Source organism: Paenibacillus sp. FSL R5-0928 (assembly GCF_037970385.1).
Lineage (GTDB): Bacteria > Bacillota > Bacilli > Paenibacillales > Paenibacillaceae > Paenibacillus_AQ > Paenibacillus_AQ odorifer.
Window position 1 is genome coordinate 6,827,214 of sequence record NZ_CP150225.1, and the last position, 19,379, is coordinate 6,846,592.

Below are 19,379 nucleotides of genomic sequence, written 5' to 3' on the forward strand. Positions count from 1 at the left end.
CATATTATTCATGCCATAGTGCCTTGTCAATCAATTTTTATTTTCCACATGGTTTTTATCGGAATTAATTATTTTTAACATATAATTACATTGACTTTACTATAAATTCTATATAGATTGATCTCAATAGGATTAATCACATTAAAAAACTAGGTTTAAGGGGGTATTGGTAGTGAACATAGATAACAACTTATTATCCGCCATCGAAACGAACTGGTATGGATTTGTCGCTTCCATATTTGTGTTTGCAATTTTGTTTCTACTGGCACGTAAACGAATTGGATTTGGCACCCGGGTACTCATCGGACTTGGCATCGGACTTATTGCCGGTATATTCTTTCAATACTTCGATTTAGAGACCAAAGCTATTAGCACATTCGGCAGCATTTATGTCAGCTTGATCCGCATGCTCGTCATTCCTTTAGTATTCGTACTCGTATTAAACAGTATTTCTTCCTTAACCAATCTGGAGTATCTACGCAAAATCGGGATCAAAACCTTCGCCTGGTTCCTCGGAACAACTGGCATCGCTTCTATTATCGGCCTATCGGTTGCGCTGCTGTTCAATCCCGGCCAAGGTATACAACAAGATGTACCCGCAGATTTTGCTGCCCGGGAAATCCCGACCTTCTCCCAGGTTATCCTCGATCTTGTTCCATCTAACCCTGTTAATGAAGCAGCTACGGGTAAGGTTGTGCCTCTACTCATTTTCGCCATCTTCTTAGCAGTAGCTATAATCAAGATTGGCTCCAAGAAACCCGAAGCCGTCAAACCTGTACGTGATCTTATTGAATCCCTAACACTGATACTGCATCAGGTTGTGAAATTCATTATTCGCCTGACCCCTTATGGCGTATTCGCACTGATTGCCGGAATCACCGCACGTTATGGCTGGGAGACATTGCAGGAGCTAGGCAGTGTAATTATAACCTCGTACGTAGCAATGATTATACATTTTGTACTTATCTTTGGCGGATTGGTTCTATTAGTAGCGAAGGTGAATCCAATTCGTTTCTTCCGCAAAGTGTATCCAACCATTACTGTTGCCTTCACAACCAGAAGCAGCTACGCAACACTTCCGGTCAATCTCGAAGTTATTACGAAGCGGCTTCATGTCTCCCCACGGATCGCGAGCTTTATCGCACCGTTAGGGGCATCTGTGAACTTTAATGCGTGCGGTGGGATTTGGCCAGCTATTGTGGCTGTATTTACCGCTCAAGTATTCGGTATTGATCTGAACTGGACCGACTATATTACACTGGTATTAGTAAGTATTATTTCTTCCATTGGTGTAGCTGGCGTACCTGGACCTGCCGTAATCTCCACCACGGTAGTCTTAACTGCTCTCGGCCTGCCGCTTGAAGGAATCGCTATCGTTGCAGGTGTTGAAGCGCTCATCGATATGGGCCGTACCGCTGTAAACGCAACTGGAACAGCTGTAACAGCTCTGTTAGTAGCTAATTCCGAAGGTGAATTTGACCGCGAAGCGTTTAATAGCAATGATGACGATGATATTCTCTTGAGCACCGTTTAAAAGCTGAGACTGTAAAAACCTCCGGAAGCTGCGTAAAGCAGAGCGCCCGGAGGTTTTTTTGCATAGATTCATATTGGATTCATCTTCTTATAGCATACTAATTCTTTCCCGCTTTTTAGCAGAAGCTAGACAAGTCTCGATCAATTGTATGCCCAGCACTGCATCCTCAGGTGCAAATAATTTTTTTCCTGTAAATACTGCGGCGGCAAAATCATCGACCTCCCGTGTATAGGGATTCGCCCCGGTGGCATCAACCCGTCTTACCCCTTCTCCCGTATGCACAAAAAATTCGGCATCCTCATCTCTAGCATTAAAAGGCATAGGCACTTCAATCATTCCATCGGTCCCCAGAATCTCTAACAGCTGGCGGTTATATGCCCACATCCCGCAATCAAAAATCAGGCTTAGCCCCTTCGGAAACTCTACCAGCCCTGAAGCCATCATATCTACATTGTCATGCTCCGGAGAGAACATAGCCTGTACTGTCACGGCTTCCGGTTCAGCTCCGAACAGCAGTCGTGCTGCACTTAGCGGATAACAGCCGATATCATAAAGCGAGCCGCCGCCCCAAGCGGATTTAAAGCGAATATTAGAGGTATCTGTAGCGTCATTATAAGTAAAAGTGCCTCGAATGGAGCGTAATTCGCCAATTTCACCGCTAGAGATAATCTCTTGCAATTCCGCAATCCGAGGATGATGCCGATACATATAAGCTTCTGCCAAATGAACTCCAGCATCATTACAAGCTTTTACCATCTCAGCCGCTTCTTCACTGTTCAGCGCGATCGGTTTCTCACATAAGATATGTTTTCCAGCTTCCGCCGCACGGATTACCCATTCCCGATGGAGGTGATTTGGCAGTGGAATATACACTGCATCAATATCCTTATCCGCCAGTAATTCCTCATAGCTGCCGTAAGCTTTATCTATTCCGAACTCTGCGGCTACAGCGCTGCTTTTTTCTAAACCGCGACTGGCTACCGCTGTAATCATTCCCGTCTCCGAATCCATTATAGCCGGCATCACTGAACCTGTCGCAATCTGCGCACAGCCCATGATTCCCCAGCGAAGTTTTTGCACCATCGTTGCTAACCTTCTTCCTTATAGATTACTTACTATACTTAAAGCCACCTTATCATAGAATGAAACGTTTCTCTAACAGAAAGAAGCCTGCAAATTGCAAAAAAACAGTGCCAAAAGGAGCTCCAACCCCGATAGACACTGCTTTTTTATAAAATATGAATGTTTATATTAGTGCATTTAACAGCACAGCCGCACCCAGCACAACTATACGCGCAAGGTTCATCAATACGAAGTTTTTGACGGCAAGAATAAAGGTACTCGCCTTCTCCTGTTTCTCTGTGAACAAGGCAATATTTCGGCGCAGCGGGATCAGCGTAAGTAGAATCAACAGAACCAGAATAGGGTTAATCCCTAAGATCAGCAGCACTACAAGATCCAAGTAAGAGACATAGTAGAGATATTTAAAAAGCACAAGCGCATTGCGGCGGCCAATGTACACCGGAAGCGTATACCTGCGATTCTCCACATCCTCATCAATATCACAAATATTATTAGCGAGCATAATCCCTGCGATCCCCAAAATAGCGGGCACGGAAAACCAGAAAAGGTACAGCACTTCCACGATGTTGATATTCAAGCTGACCCAGCCGTTCTGGAGCAGCAGTGAAACCACATGCTCATCCGTATGGATATAGGCAGAGATAAAAATAATAACAAAGCCCATAAACAAACCGGAGAACAGCTCACCTAACGGCATCCGCGAGATGGGAATCGGCCCGAACGAATAAAGTATACCGATCAAGAACGACAGTCCACCCAGCAAAAAGACCAGCAAACCCGTCTGAGTGACAAGCGCAATCCCGCCCCCTGCTGCCAGCGCCAGCAAAATCACAATCGTCGCCACGACGGTGCGCTCTTTTAGCTTAAAATGAACAATCGCATTATGCGTCTCGTAGCCGTAGCCGTGGGTTTTAGAAGCTTTTTTGAAATCGTAATAGTTGTTAATCGCCGTCGTCGCCATATCGAAGCTAAGCAAAGACACGAACATCAATCCAAAACGCAGTACGTAAAAATCCTCAAACCGGTACAGGGCGTACAACGTTCCCATTAGAAACGGAATAATACTGGCTACCTTCGTCGGCAGCTCCACAAATCTTAGAAAGCTTTTAATATTCACACCATACACCCTTATCTGTCAAATGAGCCTGCAAGGCATTACTGTTCAGTTGTTGTAACCGTCACTGGGGACCATTCTGCAATAACTGTTTGTCCATGTACAGACACACTGCCTTCAGGACTCAGATCCTTCTCTGTCATAATTCCGAGCGCTACAGTGAAGTTATTGAATTTAAGCGGAATATTTTTCTCGCGGCGTACTTCCTTGCCGTTCAAATAGAATACAGCCTCATCATTGCCACGGTGATAGGTAATACGGTACGTATTGAATTCCCGTGGTTTGAAATCCGTATCTTCTTTAAAGATGCAGAAGTATTTCGTTCCAGTGCTTTCTGGTACTTGTACACCCGGGAACGGCAAAATACCATATACACTAGCGTATTTATCATTTCCCGCGAAGAAATCAAGCGCAGCGCCTGTCGTGAAATCCAGCAGGTTCAGCGATACATATCCATCATACAGATCCCCAGGTGCAGTTTCTTGTGTACGGCAACGAATTTGCAGCTCAATGCTAATCTCTCCTGCTTCCGGAATCTCCACTGGCTTGGCTGAATAATACATGTGCTTGGCATTGTCCAGAATTTGCACTTGATGATTCTCGCGAGATAACTTCGCACGTACATACAGGGTGTCATTACGAACGATAACTACAGCCTCCGGCTCACGGTAAGCCCAAAATGATCCGTCAGGCAGTGTAAATCCACCCGTCTTCCAGACCTTTCCTTCTTCTAAAATGGAGTGGAAATCCCCAAGAACCATGCGATTGCCTTTAACTTGTTGTTCTTCTGCCATCAATACCTTGTCCTTCTTTTCCATGAAAGCTCACTCCTTCTGTAGTCCATCTATTAGTATCAGATCAAGCCTTGAATTAATAAAGTTATTGCCATTACTACTCCGCAGCGTACGGAGGCTTTTTGTGAAGCACCCATCAGCGGGATATAAGCCGGCGAAGCATTATGTTGCTTGAGACTACTGTAAATGCGCAGCGGCCAGAAAGCTGTAACCAGCGCCAGCAGTGCGTAAACAGGAAGTACACCCAACAGCACACAGACTATCACCGAAGCGTAGCCAGTGAAAAGAAGTACACGTGAGAATACAAGTGCCTTTTGTTCTCCCCATACTACAACAAGCGTAAGCTTACCCGCCTGCTCATCCGCTTTCCAATGTAGGAAATGGTGATTAAACAACAATAATGTAGTTAAAAATCCGACAGGCAGCGAGAGAATTACAGGCTTCATGCTAAACTGACCGGTTTGTACGAAATAGGAGCCTAATACAGGCATAATCCCAAAAGCAATAAAAATGGCCATCTCACTATAACCTTTGCCGCGATAGCCATAACGCAGTGGCGGAGCCACATAGAAATAAGCGATTAAAGCACCAACAAGTACAAACCAGAGGATATTCCAACCGCTATATATACTAAGAATCCCACCACAGATAAGGGCAATCGCCAGCATACTCCAGGTCATCCTTGCATAAAAAGACTCCGAGAGGATCCCACCTGTCAGTAGCCCGGAGTTTGTGCTGATTTCACCAGCGGAATTCTTTGCTTCTGTATCGGTTCCGTTGCGGAAGTCCCACAGATCATTCACCATATTGGAGAACAAATGCGCCGAAATCGCCCCTATTAATGTAAGAATAAATAAAACCGGATGGAATGTCCCTTCCCATACATATGCCCCAACGGTCCCCAAAACAATCGGGATGAGCATAACAGAAAAACTCCAAAACCGGGTCGCCTTGGTAAATAATGTCCATTTGTTCACTTCAAGCTTACCGCCTTTTTCATATGATTTGATAATAATTATCACTGACTATTATACATCAATTTTCGATAGATTGTGAAGATTATCACTGCATATAATGTCTATTCTTGACATAATATTTCCGTTTGTTTGGTCAAGTAACTTGATAATGGAAGATAAAAATGTAAACAATTCCTTATTTCACGCAGGACCCCTATTTTACGACAAAAAATGAGTGTTGTTTTATAGGCAAGCACATACCGATATGATATGATAGGCAAGCCTATGAACAGCGCCCCTTACGGGCTGTTTTTAAGAGCGTAAAACTATATATAATAATGGAGGCTTTTACTGTCATGTCAGCGCAATCCCCTAACACCCAATCTGTCAAAATCGTCACTGCCGACCCTAGCGCCATCGGGCTATTCGGACTGGCTATTGTCACATTGGTCGCTTCTTCACAGAAGCTTGAATTTACAACAGGACTTAGCTATGTTATTCCTTGGGCTATCTTCCTGGGAGCATTCGCGCAGCTATTCGCCGCCATTCAGGATGCTAAGCACAACAATACCTTTGGTATGACCGCCTTTGGCGCCTACGCTTTCTTTTGGTTCGGCATGGCTAGCAGCTGGCTGATCAAGCTTGGCGTATTTGGTCCAACGCTTGCGGAGGCTGTAGATCCTAAGCAGCTCGGATTTGTATTTTTGGGTTACTTGATCTTCACACTCTTTATGACGATTGGTGCCGTTGAGGCAAATAGAGTTCTGCTTATCATTTTTGTATTGATAGATTTTCTTTTTATCGGACTAACCTTTGATTCCTTTGGGATCGCTCCAGAATTCTTCCATAAGCTTGCTGCTTGTGCTGAGCTTGGTATTGGTATTGTGTCCCTTTACGGATGTGGAGCATCCGTGCTAAACGCTCATTTCGGCCGTAGCTTCTTACCAATTGGAGCTCCGCTGGGCATCTTCAAAAAATAGAAATTGTTCTGATCTGAAACTAATACTTTTGCAAGCCGAAAGGATGCTGAGACTATGCATGTCCTGTCCTCTTCTGAATTAGCGGTAACTGCTATTTTCGCCCTTATTCTCGCAGTTATTGCCTATCTGATCATTCGGAATATCCCGAAGATGGTTGGCGATATTGCGGCTTTTCGCAAAAGAACACTGGTTTGGACCCAAGTTTCACTGGTACTAACGGTGCTTCAATTAAATTTCAAGGCAGGCGATTGGCGCTTTTCTATCGTCCTTGGACTCATCGTGTTATTTACCGGAGCTATTTGGCTGTCCGCCCGTTATTACGACATCAGTCGCAATGCAGATCCAGAATCTAAAGATCCTGAAGTACATTAGTAAATCTCAAGCTCCCGAAAGGGGGCTTTTTTTTATAATTTCAGAAAGCTTCTTCGCATAGTTCTCCCCACCACAACCATACTAATGACATTCTAATAAAAGTAACGGGAGGATTATCAGGGTGAGCAAAAAAATCAATCTGCTAATGTTCAGTGGGGAATACGACAAAGCGATGGCTGGACTGATCCTAGCGAATGCCGCAAGAGATATCGATGTCGAGGTTACTATGTTTTTTTCATTCTGGGGTCTATTTTTGGTGCGTGATCCGGAGAAAATGACCCTTGAGGACAAGAGTATCTACGAGAAGCTGATGGATGTTATTACACCGAAGGGCCCTGGGCAGCTGCCGCTCTCTCATCTGAACTTTAGCGGGCTGGGACGAATGATGCTGGAGGAAATGATGGAGGAACAAGGCGCACCGAAGCTGATTCATTTTCTAAAAGGGGCTCGTAAAAAAAACATCAAATTCTATGCCTGCAAGCTTTCTGTGGAGATCATGGGCTTTAAGCCCGAGGAACTGCTGCCAGAGGTCGAAATTATCGATGCTGCGGCATATTTAAAAGATGCTTTAGAAAGTGATGTACAGTTATTTATTTAAAGTCTGACTAGGCTTTAACCCAATCCCCCATGCAGGCATATACTGTTGCCATAGAAACTACTGGCACGCCGAAAATACACCCCATTAACTTAGCACTGACGGCGTACGGGCTGGAGGGAATATCCGTGCTAAACATCATCCACGCCTCTTCTGCAGAGACGCCCGCTTCATTACAAGACCATTTTGATACTTTTCGTGGTCACACCATCGGCATTCGGCATCAGATCACCACCCCATATGGCAGACAACCGCTTCTGTATGCCGATTGGACCGCAAGCGGGCGCCTATATGAACCGATCGAACGCAAGTTGCAGGAAGCCTTCGGTCCCTACGTCAGCAATCCACATACAGATTCCAACACCACCGGACTAATCATGACGCAGGCTTATAATGAAGCTCGCCAAATCATTAAGAACCATGTAAATGCCGGCCCTCAGGATGTACTGCTCTTCTGCGGCAATGGAACAACAGGAGCCGTGAACAAGCTGCAGCGTATCATGGGATTAAGGCTCCCGGAATGGCTACAGGAACATAATAACCGCGCGCTGGAAGATCGCCCCGTTATCTTCACCAGCCATATGGAGCATCATTCCAATATTCTTCCTTGGCAGGAGGGGCTTGGTGACGTCGTTACCATTCCCGCCGGAAAGGACGGAAATATTGACCCCCAGCAGCTTGAAGACCAGCTGCGATTATACCCCAATCGCCGTTTCAAGATTGGTTCATTTACAGCTTGTTCTAATGTGACTGGAATTCAGACGCCTTACGCAAAGCTAGCGGCTGCTATGCATCGTCATGGGGGCGTGTGTTTTGTGGATTTTGCCGCCAGTGCTCCCTACGTGCCTATCAATATGCACCCACCTTCCCCATTGGAGAAGCTTGATGCGATCTTTTTTTCTCCGCATAAATTTCTGGGTGGGCCGGGCACAAACGGCGTTCTAATCTTTGATGAAGCGCTGAACAATGGACGTATTCCTGACGAACCGGGTGGAGGTACAGTAGCCTGGGTCAACCCTTGGGGAGGACGCCGCTACACTAATGCGATTGAGATGCGGGAAGACGGGGGAACACCGGGGTTTTTACAGGCTTTTCGCACGGCACTTTGCGTGAAGCTGAAGGAGCAGATGAATGGAAACGGTCAATATATGGTGATGAGAGAGCACGAGCTGTGTCAGCAATTATTGGCAGGACTCAGCGACATACCGGAGTGCTCACTGCTGGCCGGAGATCATACAGAACGTCATGGAATCGTCTCTTTTACACTGCGCGATATTCATTACAACCTTGCTGTCCAGCTGTTGAATGACCGTTTCGGCATACAAGCTCGAGGCGGCTGCTCTTGTGCAGGTCCATATGGACATTACCTGCTCGGATTAGGGTGGACGCAATCCGCTCAGATTGCCGGAGCAATCATGAGCGGCGACCAATCCTTCAGACCAGGGTGGATTCGCATCTCTCTACATCCCATTATGACTAATCAGGAAGTAGAGAGAATTGTATCCGCTGTAAGGAGTATTGCGACCCATGTCCAGCAATGGAAGCAGGACTATCTTTACGATACTTCCACGAACAGCTGGAATCATATCTACGTGAAGCATTCACCCGAGATGAAGCTCCAAGAACTCTTCACCGTGTAACATTCTAACTTATCACACGTTGCCCTTCACCATGTCCAAATCGGCAGCACTGGCATTGGAGATGACTTGTTCTACATTTTTGCAGCCCGGAATTACACTGGTTACTGCGGAATGCTGGAGGCACCAAGCCAAAGCCCACTGCGCCATATCCAGACCTGATGGCACTTCATTGGCAGCAATTTCTGCTACTGCGCGCAGCTGCTTTTGTCTTACATCCTCTTTATGGTTCGCTCGCACATCACCCTGAGCAAAAATCGCATCTGGCTTATACTTGCCGCTCAAATAACCACTGGCTAACGGAACGCGAGCTAACACACCTAATTGATGCTCGATGCACAGCGGAAGAATCTCTTCTTCAGGTTGACGATCCAGCCGATTATATACTACTTGTATGGCCTCTGCCTGCACATCCGCTGCCGCAGAGGTCTGATGCACCCCCGAGCCCGATGCACTGATCGACACGCCTAAATGACGGATTTTACCGGCTTGCTTCTGTCTGTCGAGCATACTCCACAGCTTATCATTATCGAACTGCTCATCCGTTCCGGAATGGAATTGATAGAGGTCGACATACTCTGTTTGGAGTGCGCGTAGGGAGTCGTCCAGCTGCTTAAGCACATCCTCAGCACGCCATAGCTGTTCCCGCTGCAAATGCCCTTGAAAATGATGGCCAAATTTCGTAGCTACAACCCAGTCCTCGCGTTTGCGGCGCGCCAGATAATCCCCGATGAACTTCTCCGACAAGTGATCTCCGTAACATTCTGCCGTATCAATCAGGTTAATCCCCAGCTCCCCAGCCTTATCCAGCATGGCATCGACTTCAGCCTGAGTGAAATCCTTGCCCCACTCTCCGCCAAACTGCCAAGTCCCTAGGCCAATCACCGAGACATTCATTCCTGTACTGCCAAGCTTACGATATTTCATCATCATTTCCTCCTTTATTCTATTTAGATTTAGGAATTCAAGTTAATTCTGACACTATACTAAGCTATCTTGTTCCCATCCTGTGCTGTTCTAGCAAAACGCGCTTCGATGGCTTTGACTCCCCATAACGACAGCCCGATAAACAACAGAACATAGATAATCTCCCACGGCTGGCGAATGAAGCGTTCCAGATCATTGCCAATGTATGAAACTGCGAATACCATAATCGCTTTACCCACCGTAAGCGCAAGAAGATACGAACGGAACCTCATCCCGGCAAGCCCTGCTGCCATATTAATCACAACAAAAGGTCCTACCGGAAATATACTAAGCAGAAAAACATAGCTGAATCCGCTTTGCCGCACCCATGTCATGCTTTTGGCTACTTTGGGCCGCGCTGCCCATTTTCGTAAATAACGATGGGAGGCTACTTTGCGGATAATCCAAAAGGTAGTCACACAGCCTGCAACCAGACCGATCCAAGAATACAAAAAACCTAACCATAAACCATATACGGCCCCATTTAACCCTACGATCGCAATAGTTGGTAGTGGTGGTATAAATGATTTCATAAACGTTAACGCAATGCCCGGAAAGGGCCCAAACGAACGATATTGTTCCAGCAGATGCCGCAGATTATCCTCTGTCAGCCAAGACATAATATCAAGAAAATACATAACCAGCTGATCTCCTCATCCGATTGGAATTCTTAACACTTGGTCTCAATTATACACGAAGTTGCGTTCATTCCTACAGTGCATAAGGTTATGATCATTCATTCAGAAACGTTGGATCTATAAACTACCACCGAGCAGGACTTAGCGTTCGTTCTAGCCATTGAACAAAGTGAGCTTAATCGTGCCTATATCGGACAGTGGAGTAAAGAGGAGCACATTACGGCTATCCAGGATCAAGATATCCTGCATCTTACAATTTGGGAGAAGTCCGGGAAAAGAGTCGGCTATATCATCGTAACAGGACTTCAAGATATTTATCTTACCGTTTGTATTAAACGAATCGTCATCCATTCCAAAGGGCTTTGGTTATAGCAAACTGTCGCTTCATCTCGTGAGCGACTGGATCTTCCAGCACACCGAGACGTATCGGCTATGGTTAGATGTTAGAGATCACAACCACAGGGCTCGCCATGTCTACGAAAGCTGCGGCTTTACACTGGAAGGCACTCTACTTGATTGTATAAAGGTTGAGGGACATTTTGAATCTCTGCATATCATGTCCATATTACGGCATGGGTATATAGAGCGTGAGCAGCAACAGCAGAAGAAATAGATTAGGGAAATCCTCCCTGATTTTTGGTCTGTCAGGTGCCTATAACTGCAAATCAGGGAAAACTTCCCTAATATTCAGCGAATTTGCGCAAAATCGGCATATTTCACTGATTTTTAGGGATATTTTCCCTAAAACGTCTATTTTGGGACCCTAATCAGCTACTTTTTAGGGAGGATTTCCCCAAAAAGTATATTCCGAGACGATAATCGGCTATTTTCAGGTAGGTTATCTCCTCGCACCCTTTCATGGGCACAATAAAAAGCCGAGCGGCAAGTTCCCTATCCTACGTGGGCTCACTACTCAGCTTTCAATTCCATTCCCTTCAAACCTCTCCACTGTAACAACCCGCCTGCTCACCTTCCGCCCTCAACCCCGCAACCACAAGGGTTGTCACGTACTTACGGGCATCCGCTGTGAGCAGTAACAGCTCTACCGAGCTTTTAGCCGGCTCCCCTCTGACAAACTTTATTCGGGCACCGTCCAAATCCTCTTGGATGCCGGCAATCGTATACCCTTTAAAAAGCAGCCCATCAATCTCCTGCTGTTCTTTGGCATATTCCGCAAAAGCAGACATTAGACTACACCTCCGCTGATTTCTGCCTTAGAAGGAAGAGGAGCCTCCGCTGCAAAACGTTTGCGTTTCAAATATTTTCCCGAACCTGCTTTGCCGACAAATTGTTTGTCACGAATAACAAATTCACCTCGACTGAGAACAGAAACAGGCTCTCCCTTCACTTCAAAGCCCTCAAACGCACTATAATCTACGTTCATATGGTGCGTGTCCGCAGAAAGGGTTCTTTCTACAGAAGGATCAAAAATGACCAGATCAGCGTCACTACCTACTGCGACCGTGCCTTTTTGCGGATACAAGCCGAACAGCTTGGCGCTAGAGGTAGCAATAATGTCTACGAATTTGTTCAATGAGATCCGGCCTTTCTGCACACCTTCCGAATATAGAATCGTAAACCGGTCCTCGATGGTCGGCCCACCGTTCGGGATTTTGGAGAAATCGCCAAGCCCCAGATCCTTTTGTCCTTTGAAATCAAACGAGCACTGGTCAGAGCCAATCGTCTGCAAGCTGCCGCTCCATAACGCATCCCACAGAACATCCTGATTCCACTGCTCACGCAGGGGCGGAGACCACACGTATTTGGCACCTTCGAAATTAGGCTTTTCCAGCGCCGTCTGATCCAGCACTAAATACTGTGGACAAGTCTCACCGTATACGCGCAGTCCCTTTTTACGCGCTTCAGCAATCTTCCAAGCGGCTTCCGCACAGGTCACGTGTACAACATACAGCTGAGAATCTGTCAGTTCGGTTAGATAAGCTGCGCGTCCCGTAGCTTCACCCTCCAGCTCCGGCGGGCGGGTCAGCGCATGAAAGATTGGGTCGGTATTGCCTGCGGCCAAGGCCTGCTCAACAAGATATTCAATGACATCTCCATTCTCCGCATGCACCATAACGAGCGCACCTTCTTTTTTCGCGGCTTGAAGGGTCTTAAAAAGTGTGCCGTCATCCGCCTGAAAAGTATTCTTATAAGCCATAAATACTTTGAGCGAGGTAATGCCTTCATTCTCAATGATCTCCGGAAGCTCACCCAGTACTTTATCGTTTAATTCTGAGACCATCAGGTGGAAGCTGTAATCAATCACCGCTTTATCCTGCGACTTATGATGCCATGTATCTACGGCTTGCTGTAGCGGTTGTCCTTTGGTGGTTAAGCAAAAATCAATGACTGTGGTCGTTCCGCCATATGCAGCCGCAATGGTTCCCGTCTCAAAATCATCAGCTGTAACCGTGCCGCCAAAAGGCATATCCAGATGCGTATGAGGATCAATGCCTCCAGGAAAAACATAACACCCCGAGGCATCTATAATTTCCGTACCAGGGACATCCAAATGAAGGCCAATCTCCGTAATAACCCCGTTTTCAATCGCCACATCGCCTGTATAAGTATCTGCTGCGGTAACGATGATGCCATTTTTAATAATCTTTTTCATCCTTACACCACCTCCACTTCCGAATAGGTACCATTCAAACTCCCGATCACTTTCTGCCGCTGGTTCCAGGTCAGTGGGGCTGCCCCGGTATCCACTGGAACCATATCGATCGCGCCGTCTGCTGGACAGACAATTGAACAAAGATTACAACCTACACAATCTTCCTCGCGGACCTGTAGAATAGCTTTCCCATCTGTATTAGTTAACATATCAATACATTGATGTGAAGCATCTTCGCAGGCAATATGGCATTTATTACAGTTAATGCAGTTGTTCTCATTAATACGGGCAACGACCTTATAGTTGAGATCCAGATCACCCCAGTTGGAGTACCGGGATACCGATTTACCGATTAACTCTGTTACGGAAGCCAAACCTTTGTCATCCAAATAGTTGTTCAGGCCATCGATCATTTCCTCCACAATCCGGAAGCCATGATGCATGACCGCTGTACATACTTGAATGCCCGTAGCACCCATCAACATGAATTCAACAACATCCTGCCAGGTTGAAATCCCTCCAATACCGGAGATAGGAATGCCGACTCCCCGGTCACGGGCACACTCGGCCACCATACTAAGCGCAATTGGTTTCACAGCCGGCCCGCAGTAACCGCCATGCGCACCCTGACCTCCAACATTCGGAATGGTGTTCCAGCTATGAATATCTACACCAGCAAGACTGTTGATCGTGTTGATCATACTAATCGCGTCCGCTCCACCCTTAACCGCATGGCGGGCAACGACGGTGATATCCGTAATATTAGGCGTCAGCTTCACAATCACCGGAGTCGTCGCAACTTCTTTTACCCAGGTGGTCTGTGCCTGCACCAGATCAGGCTGCTGCCCCGAAGCAGCGCCCATTCCACGCTCAGCCATCCCGTGCGGACAGCCAAAGTTAAGCTCCAGACCGTCTACACCCACATCCTCTACCCGCTTAACAATCTCATGCCATTTATGCTGCGTTGGTTCTACCATCAGGGAGGCTATAATCGCATGATTCGGGAATCTTTTTTTCGTTTCATAGATTTCCTTCAGATTAACTTCAAGTGGACGGTCGGTGATCAGTTCAATATTGTTAAAGCCCGCAACCCGTTGCCCATTGAAATTTACTGCCGCAAAACGCGATGAGGTATTAATGATCGGATCGCCGAGCGTCTTCCACACCGCCCCGCCCCAACCTGCTTCAAAGGCCCGCTGCACTTGATAACCTGTATTCGTAGGCGGCGCGGAGGCCAGCCAGAACGGATTCGGTGATTTGATTCCTGCGAGATTAATACTTAAATCTGCCATTGATGTTCCCTCCCTGTCATGTAAAATCCAATATGATTTCTACGCTCAGCCGGCAGATCTAACAACGACCTCCTGCTGGCCTGAGAATTGTTTAACAATCGCATGGGCTGCATCTTTTCCCTGCTGTGCCGCTGATACAACCATGGCCTCGCCTTTACCTGAACCAAATATGATGTCCCCAGCGGCATAAATCTGCGGATCGGAGGTTTGGCAGGTGACCTCATTCACCCTCACAACCCCACGGTCATGCATAAGACCTAAGGAATCTATTAGATCCAGACGACGCTTTTGACCAATAGCTATTACAACTGCATCTACAGGAATCAAGAACTCAGAACCCTCGATCGGCATAGGTATTGGACGCCCATCTTTGCCCAGCTCCTCCGTCAGCTTCATCTGCACACATTCCAGTGCAGTTACATTCCCAAGCCCATCACCCACGATACGTTTCGGTAAGGTAAGCCAGTTGAACTCCACACCTTCCTGCTTCGCAAATTCATATTCAAAGTCATAAGCCGTCATCTCTTCGCGGGTCCGGCGGTAGACCATTTTCACATTGGTGGCTCCCAGCCGCACTGAGCAAGTCGCTGCATCAATAGCCGTATTCCCTGCACCAATGACAGCGACCCGCTGACCCATCAGCTCTAGTAGAGGAATGCCCGTCTTAGTGGATTCTACGAGCGCAATGGCATCATAAACTCCAGCCATTTTTTCACCTTCAATCCCTATTGGAGGCACATAACCCATACCCGCTGCCAAAACGATGGCATCATAATTCGACTTCAGCTCATCTACAGAAACATCTACTCCGACTTTCACACCTGTACGTATTTCCACACCCAGCTTCTCTACCTGCTCTACTTCCCAAAGAGATACAGACTGCGGGAGCCGAAACGATACGATCCCATGTGTATCCAGCCCACCCGCTAACGCCTTCGCTTCGTAGATCACAACAGCAAAACCTTCACGGGCGAGCTCTCTAGCTGCTGACAATCCCGCAGGACCACTGCCGATAACGGCTACCTTTTTCCCATTAGGAATCCCAGCCTTAAATAATTGAACTCCGCTGTTCATCGCCCAATCTGTCGCATAACGCTGCAGCAGTCCGATTTGGATCGGCGCCGAGGCATCGTTTAATACACAGGCGCCTTCACACAGCTCATCTGTAGGACAAACACGAGCACAGCTGGCACCCACAGGATTGGAATCCATAATCGTCTGTGCCGAGCCTTTCAGATTGTCAGTGGCGATCCGTTTGATAAAGGAGGGAATATTAATGCTGGTCGGACATGCTTTTATACATGGGGCATCGTAGCAATATAGACAGCGATTGGACTCATCCATGGCACCTTTATGGGTCAGAGGCGGCTCAGCCTCGGCGAAATTACGCATGAACATATCAGGTGTAAATGCTGTTAACGGAGAAGAATGCTCCATCACTAGTCCCTCCTTATGGGTAATTTTTCATATTTGTGTTATATAATATAACATTATTTCAAGTTTTGTCTGAATATTTTGCTTACATCTTTTAATTATTGTAGTAATATAAGCTTTAACAGAAATTATCTCTCAACGTTCTCCCTGATTAGGTTATATATACTGACATCCGTTAATCAAACTATAGTCATTTCGAATTTTCGTTGCATTAGACACTTTGTCTAATTTCAAAACTGTATTTTTTACGTGTGAGAATAGGCTGAGAATAACAGGGCATTAACCGAAGGCCAGAGCGCAGAAGATAGAGGGGGAGTAACTATGGACTGGGAGCTTGTATTAACCATTCGTGACGCTTTAAAAAGACCACTATTCGCAGAAGCCGAGGTGATCGGCGGGAAAAGCGGCCTAAGCCGTGCCATTCGCTGGGTGCATGTGCTGGAAAGTGCCAACTTCGAGACTCTGATTCATGGCGAAGAAATGATTTTGACTACGGGGATTGGTGCAAGTGTCGATCTCCCTTCCTCCTTGGAGTTTATGCAGAACCTGATCGACAAAAATGCAGCTTGCCTATGTATTGAGTTAGGTACGTATTTCAGCACCATCCCGCAAGAGATGATCGAATTAGCCGATAGGCATGACTTTCCGCTAATCATCTTCACCCGCACGGTTCGTTTCGTAGATATCACGTTGGATCTTCATTCGATTATCATCAACCGGCATCACCGGATGCTCCAAGAACTTGAAAAAATCTCACGTGAATTCCACCGTCTGACCTTAACTTCACAAGGAACGCTGAAAGTGCTGCAATTATTGTGCAAAAGCACCCGCACACAAATTGTCTATATGCAGCTGCAAGGCAAACCCTTATTTTTCCCGGCCCTTTCGCCGGAAGAGCAGGCTCCATTGCTGAATTTTTTCACCGCCTTCGGCGACGAGCTGGAAGGAATTCAACCTGACGCTGCCCCCTATATCCGGGAATATGGACAGAAGACCATCGCGCTCAAGCCTGTAGGTGCGCTGGATCAGACCTGGGCTTACATTCTGATGGTATGCAATCACAAACCACAGGAATTCGACTGTCTGCTGCTGGATTCCGCCTCTTTGTCCATTGCTCAGGAGCTGCTGCGAACCCGGTATATGGAGGAGCGCAAGCTTTTTTCAGAAAATCTATGGGTCGACGAGCTGATCAATGGCCGCATCGAAGATGATAACCGCTTAAAGGGCCTGATAGGCTCTAATTTCAACGTGGTCAACGAGCTCCCTTACCGTGTATGCCTTATAGAGATCAAGAACCCCAGAGATGTAAAATGGAACAGCTCGGAGAACGAATGGGAGTCCATCACCTTCCACCTTTCGCTCATCCTGCGTTCCATCTTTGAGAAATATTCTTTACGTCCGCTGATCACCCTTAAGAACAATCGCCTCACCGTCATCGCCCTCGACATCCAATCAAAAATGCCTGGCAAAATGCGACTTCAACAAGCACTTGAAGCCCTGCAGAACATCCGCTCCGATGAGAAGCTCAAGGATTTGCAGCTCGTCATTGGAGTCAGCAAATCGCATAAGCGCCTAAAACGAGCCTATTCCGGTTATCAGGAAGCCCTACAGGCATTATCGTTATACTCCTGTTACCAGAAGTCATTACTCTTCTATGAAGAGCTGGGTGTATTCCAGTTGCTGTTGAGCTTAAATGACGGAAAAACGTTGCAGAACTTCATTCGCAGTTATCTCGGCCCGCTAATCGACCACGACCAAACCAAAGGCAGCGAGCTGCTGCTTACCCTTCGTGTTTATCTGGATCATGATGGCTCCAAACAAATTGCCGCTCGAAACTTATTCATTGTCAGACAGTCCCTTTATTATCGCCTGGACAAAATAACAGAGCTACTGGGTGAAGACTTCATGCAGCCAGAGAATCGGATCTCCATTCAAGTCGCCCTGCGCGCTTACCAATTTCTATATCCAGACAAAATCACTTTACCTAGCCCCCGTTCAGCACAGATTTAAAGGTATCGATAATAAATTCTATATCTTCATCCGTGGAGGATAACGGCGGGGCGAAGGTAAGCACATTGTTGAACCCAGCTACGGTATCGCCATTTTTGCCGATGATAAGCCCCTTGGACTTACATTCGGCAATAATTCCTTTCACAATATTCAGATCAACCGGCTTCTTACTGACCTTGTCTTCAACCAGCTCAACCCCTGTCACCAAACCAAAGCTGCGGACATCACCTACAAGCTTGTGATCAAGCAGCTCGGTAAATTCTGTATTTATTCTTTTACCTAAAAGATCCGCACGTTCCACCAGCTTCTCCTGCTCGATAATCTCCAGATTACGCAGCGCCAGCGCACAGGAGGCAGGGTTGCCACCAAAAGTATTCACATGGCGAAAATGGCCATAGTCATCGCTATTGTCCTTAAATACCTCATAGATATCCTTACGAACAGCAGTCGCGGATAAAGGAAGATAAGCGCTAGTCAGTCCCTTAGCCATCGTTACGATGTCAGGCTTCACATTAAAGTTGTGATGACCAAACTTACGTCCAGAACGTCCGAATCCACAAATCACCTCATCCATAATGAGCAACACACCGTGCTTACGGCAGATTTCCTGCACCCGATCCAAATAAACCTGATGCGGTACAATGACGCCACCACCCGTAATTACAGGCTCCATAATCACCGCAGCTACCGTCTCCACGCCTTCCCAGATGATCATATCCTCTATGGACTGTGCACACTGGAGGTTGAATTCTTCCACAGTCATCCCGGCCGGGCGGCGATAGCTGTCCGGGGGAGCTACATGCAGAAACCCACCCGCCAGCGGTTCATATTTATATTTGCGCTGGGCCTGGCCTGTTGCAGATAATGCACCAAGCGAACTGCCGTGATATCCACGATAACGGGCAATGAATTTATGGCGATAATGCTGGCCGATTTGCTGCTGGTACTGGCGTGCCATTTTGAAAGCAGCCTCATTGGCTTCCGATCCACTATTGGAAAAGAAGATCACGTAGTCGTCTCCGAGCCATTCATTCAGCTTCTCCGCCAGCGCAATCGCCGGGAGATGACTTTGTGTCAGAGGAAAATAAGGCAGGGTCAGCAACTGATTGTAAGCAGCTTCCGCCAGCTCCTTGCGCCCGTATCCCACATTTACACACCATAAGCCAGACATCCCATCCAAAAATCGATTGCCCTGTATATCCGTAATCCACGACCCACTCGCCGAGGCGGCAATCATAGGCGGATTCTTTTCACTATAAGGCGTAATGTTGTGCCATAAATATTCCTGATCCTTCTTCACCGCAAGCTCGCTATCGTTCCCCAGACTCTGCATAACATTTTCTCCTCTCAGCAGCTCATT

18 protein-coding genes are annotated in these 19,379 nt (G+C 46.9%); 7 read left to right on the top strand and 11 right to left on the bottom strand.

From position 1 onward, the window contains the following. The first annotated feature begins 178 nt into the window (after nucleotides 1-178). Nucleotides 179-1,534 (top strand): dicarboxylate/amino acid:cation symporter, encoded by a 1,356-nt coding sequence (locus MKZ16_RS30945; protein WP_036682429.1) that lies wholly within the window; start codon nucleotides 179-181, stop codon nucleotides 1,532-1,534. 87 nt (nucleotides 1,535-1,621) lie between these two features. Here the strand turns inward: MKZ16_RS30945 and MKZ16_RS30950 are convergent, their stop codons facing one another. The 4 genes from MKZ16_RS30950 to MKZ16_RS30965 all read right to left on the bottom strand — a co-directional run bounded on the left by MKZ16_RS30950 (nucleotide 1,622) and on the right by MKZ16_RS30965 (nucleotide 5,502). After that, nucleotides 1,622-2,617 (bottom strand): Gfo/Idh/MocA family oxidoreductase, encoded by a 996-nt coding sequence (locus MKZ16_RS30950; RefSeq protein WP_076105049.1) that lies wholly within the window; start codon nucleotides 2,615-2,617, stop codon nucleotides 1,622-1,624. A gap of 163 nt (nucleotides 2,618-2,780) precedes the next feature. Continuing rightward, the gene (menA, locus tag MKZ16_RS30955) at nucleotides 2,781-3,734 is read right to left on the bottom strand and encodes a 1,4-dihydroxy-2-naphthoate polyprenyltransferase (protein ID WP_036682041.1); all 954 of its coding nucleotides are present in this window, start codon (nucleotides 3,732-3,734) and stop codon (nucleotides 2,781-2,783) included. A 38-nt stretch (nucleotides 3,735-3,772) separates the two neighbouring features. Further along, entirely contained in the window at nucleotides 3,773-4,549 is a 777-nt protein-coding gene (locus MKZ16_RS30960) for a DUF6081 family protein (protein WP_244886404.1), read from the bottom strand. Nucleotides 4,550-4,584: 35 nt separating this feature from the next. After that, nucleotides 4,585-5,502, bottom strand: a complete 918-nt coding sequence (locus MKZ16_RS30965) for a prenyltransferase (RefSeq protein WP_036682043.1) — start codon at nucleotides 5,500-5,502, stop codon at nucleotides 4,585-4,587. Nucleotides 5,503-5,837: 335 nt separating this feature from the next. On the opposite strand from MKZ16_RS30965, the gene MKZ16_RS30970 reads away from it, so the two are divergent. From MKZ16_RS30970 to MKZ16_RS30985, 4 genes are all read left to right on the top strand, one after another. Next, a complete protein-coding gene (locus MKZ16_RS30970; RefSeq protein ID WP_036682044.1) occupies nucleotides 5,838-6,461 on the top strand; it encodes a GPR1/FUN34/YaaH family transporter in 624 nt (207 codons plus the stop codon). Nucleotides 6,462-6,515: 54 nt separating this feature from the next. Beyond that, complete coding sequence (locus MKZ16_RS30975) at nucleotides 6,516-6,833, top strand: hypothetical protein (RefSeq protein ID WP_051491217.1); 318 nt, start codon at nucleotides 6,516-6,518, stop codon at nucleotides 6,831-6,833. A gap of 121 nt (nucleotides 6,834-6,954) precedes the next feature. After that, a complete protein-coding gene (locus tag MKZ16_RS30980) occupies nucleotides 6,955-7,431 on the top strand; it encodes a DsrE/DsrF/DrsH-like family protein (protein ID WP_036682046.1) in 477 nt (158 codons plus the stop codon). 125 nt (nucleotides 7,432-7,556) lie between these two features. After that, entirely contained in the window at nucleotides 7,557-9,068 is a 1,512-nt protein-coding gene (locus tag MKZ16_RS30985) for an aminotransferase class V-fold PLP-dependent enzyme (protein ID WP_036682047.1), read from the top strand. 12 nt (nucleotides 9,069-9,080) lie between these two features. On the opposite strand, the gene MKZ16_RS30990 is transcribed toward MKZ16_RS30985, so the two are convergent. Together MKZ16_RS30990 and MKZ16_RS30995 are read right to left on the bottom strand one after the other, a co-directional pair. Then, the gene (locus tag MKZ16_RS30990) at nucleotides 9,081-9,992 is read right to left on the bottom strand and encodes an aldo/keto reductase (protein WP_036682049.1); all 912 of its coding nucleotides are present in this window, start codon (nucleotides 9,990-9,992) and stop codon (nucleotides 9,081-9,083) included. A gap of 59 nt (nucleotides 9,993-10,051) precedes the next feature. Beyond that, on the bottom strand, nucleotides 10,052-10,669 hold the full coding sequence (locus MKZ16_RS30995; RefSeq protein WP_036682051.1) for a TVP38/TMEM64 family protein: 618 nt from the start codon (nucleotides 10,667-10,669) through the stop codon (nucleotides 10,052-10,054). 391 nt (nucleotides 10,670-11,060) lie between these two features. On the opposite strand from MKZ16_RS30995, the gene MKZ16_RS31000 reads away from it, so the two are divergent. After that, a complete protein-coding gene (locus tag MKZ16_RS31000; protein WP_254924502.1) occupies nucleotides 11,061-11,282 on the top strand; it encodes a GNAT family protein in 222 nt (73 codons plus the stop codon). 322 nt (nucleotides 11,283-11,604) lie between these two features. On the opposite strand, the gene MKZ16_RS31005 is transcribed toward MKZ16_RS31000, so the two are convergent. The 4 genes from MKZ16_RS31005 to MKZ16_RS31020 are packed head-to-tail and all read right to left on the bottom strand — an operon-like array spanning nucleotide 11,605 to nucleotide 16,012. Next, nucleotides 11,605-11,856 carry a hypothetical protein gene (locus MKZ16_RS31005; protein ID WP_051491218.1) on the bottom strand — a complete coding sequence of 84 codons (252 nt, stop codon included), beginning with the start codon at nucleotides 11,854-11,856 and terminating at the stop codon, nucleotides 11,605-11,607. Next, nucleotides 11,856-13,283 (bottom strand): dihydropyrimidinase, encoded by a 1,428-nt coding sequence (gene hydA / locus MKZ16_RS31010; protein WP_076105050.1) that lies wholly within the window; start codon nucleotides 13,281-13,283, stop codon nucleotides 11,856-11,858. The genes MKZ16_RS31005 and hydA overlap by 1 nt, the downstream gene beginning before the upstream one ends. Nucleotides 13,284-13,285: 2 nt before the next feature. After that, nucleotides 13,286-14,575 carry an NAD-dependent dihydropyrimidine dehydrogenase subunit PreA gene (gene preA / locus MKZ16_RS31015; protein WP_339815160.1) on the bottom strand — a complete coding sequence of 430 codons (1,290 nt, stop codon included), beginning with the start codon at nucleotides 14,573-14,575 and terminating at the stop codon, nucleotides 13,286-13,288. A gap of 45 nt (nucleotides 14,576-14,620) precedes the next feature. Next, the gene (locus MKZ16_RS31020) at nucleotides 14,621-16,012 is read right to left on the bottom strand and encodes an NAD(P)-dependent oxidoreductase (RefSeq protein WP_076105052.1); all 1,392 of its coding nucleotides are present in this window, start codon (nucleotides 16,010-16,012) and stop codon (nucleotides 14,621-14,623) included. A 318-nt stretch (nucleotides 16,013-16,330) separates the two neighbouring features. On the opposite strand from MKZ16_RS31020, the gene MKZ16_RS31025 reads away from it, so the two are divergent. Next, complete coding sequence (locus tag MKZ16_RS31025; protein WP_036682056.1) at nucleotides 16,331-18,019, top strand: PucR family transcriptional regulator; 1,689 nt, start codon at nucleotides 16,331-16,333, stop codon at nucleotides 18,017-18,019. Here the strand turns inward: MKZ16_RS31025 and MKZ16_RS31030 are convergent. Continuing rightward, nucleotides 17,994-19,352, bottom strand: coding sequence for an aspartate aminotransferase family protein (locus tag MKZ16_RS31030; RefSeq protein WP_076105053.1), 1,359 nt, complete (start codon nucleotides 19,350-19,352; stop codon nucleotides 17,994-17,996). The two genes, MKZ16_RS31025 and MKZ16_RS31030, sit on opposite strands and share 26 nt — an antisense overlap. Nucleotides 19,353-19,379 lie beyond the last annotated feature (27 nt).

Bases quoted from the DNA above. Each gene is read 5' to 3' on its own strand.
- MKZ16_RS30990 (WP_036682049.1), bottom strand. From the start codon at position 9,992: ATGAAATATCGTAAGCTTGGCAGTACAGGAATGAATGTCTCGGTGATT.
- MKZ16_RS31030 (WP_076105053.1), bottom strand. From the start codon at position 19,352: ATGCAGAGTCTGGGGAACGATAGCGAGCTTGCGGTGAAGAAGGATCAG.
- MKZ16_RS31020 (WP_076105052.1), bottom strand. From the start codon at position 16,012: ATGGAGCATTCTTCTCCGTTAACAGCATTTACACCTGATATGTTCATG.
- MKZ16_RS30950 (WP_076105049.1), bottom strand. From the start codon at position 2,617: ATGGTGCAAAAACTTCGCTGGGGAATCATGGGCTGTGCGCAGATTGCG.
- MKZ16_RS30970 (WP_036682044.1), top strand. From the start codon at position 5,838: ATGTCAGCGCAATCCCCTAACACCCAATCTGTCAAAATCGTCACTGCC.
- hydA (WP_076105050.1), bottom strand. From the start codon at position 13,283: ATGAAAAAGATTATTAAAAATGGCATCATCGTTACCGCAGCAGATACT.
- MKZ16_RS31025 (WP_036682056.1), top strand. From the start codon at position 16,331: ATGGACTGGGAGCTTGTATTAACCATTCGTGACGCTTTAAAAAGACCA.
- MKZ16_RS31005 (WP_051491218.1), bottom strand. From the start codon at position 11,856: ATGTCTGCTTTTGCGGAATATGCCAAAGAACAGCAGGAGATTGATGGG.
- preA (WP_339815160.1), bottom strand. From the start codon at position 14,575: ATGGCAGATTTAAGTATTAATCTCGCAGGAATCAAATCACCGAATCCG.
- MKZ16_RS30960 (WP_244886404.1), bottom strand. From the start codon at position 4,549: ATGGAAAAGAAGGACAAGGTATTGATGGCAGAAGAACAACAAGTTAAA.
- MKZ16_RS30975 (WP_051491217.1), top strand. From the start codon at position 6,516: ATGCATGTCCTGTCCTCTTCTGAATTAGCGGTAACTGCTATTTTCGCC.
- MKZ16_RS30995 (WP_036682051.1), bottom strand. From the start codon at position 10,669: ATGTATTTTCTTGATATTATGTCTTGGCTGACAGAGGATAATCTGCGG.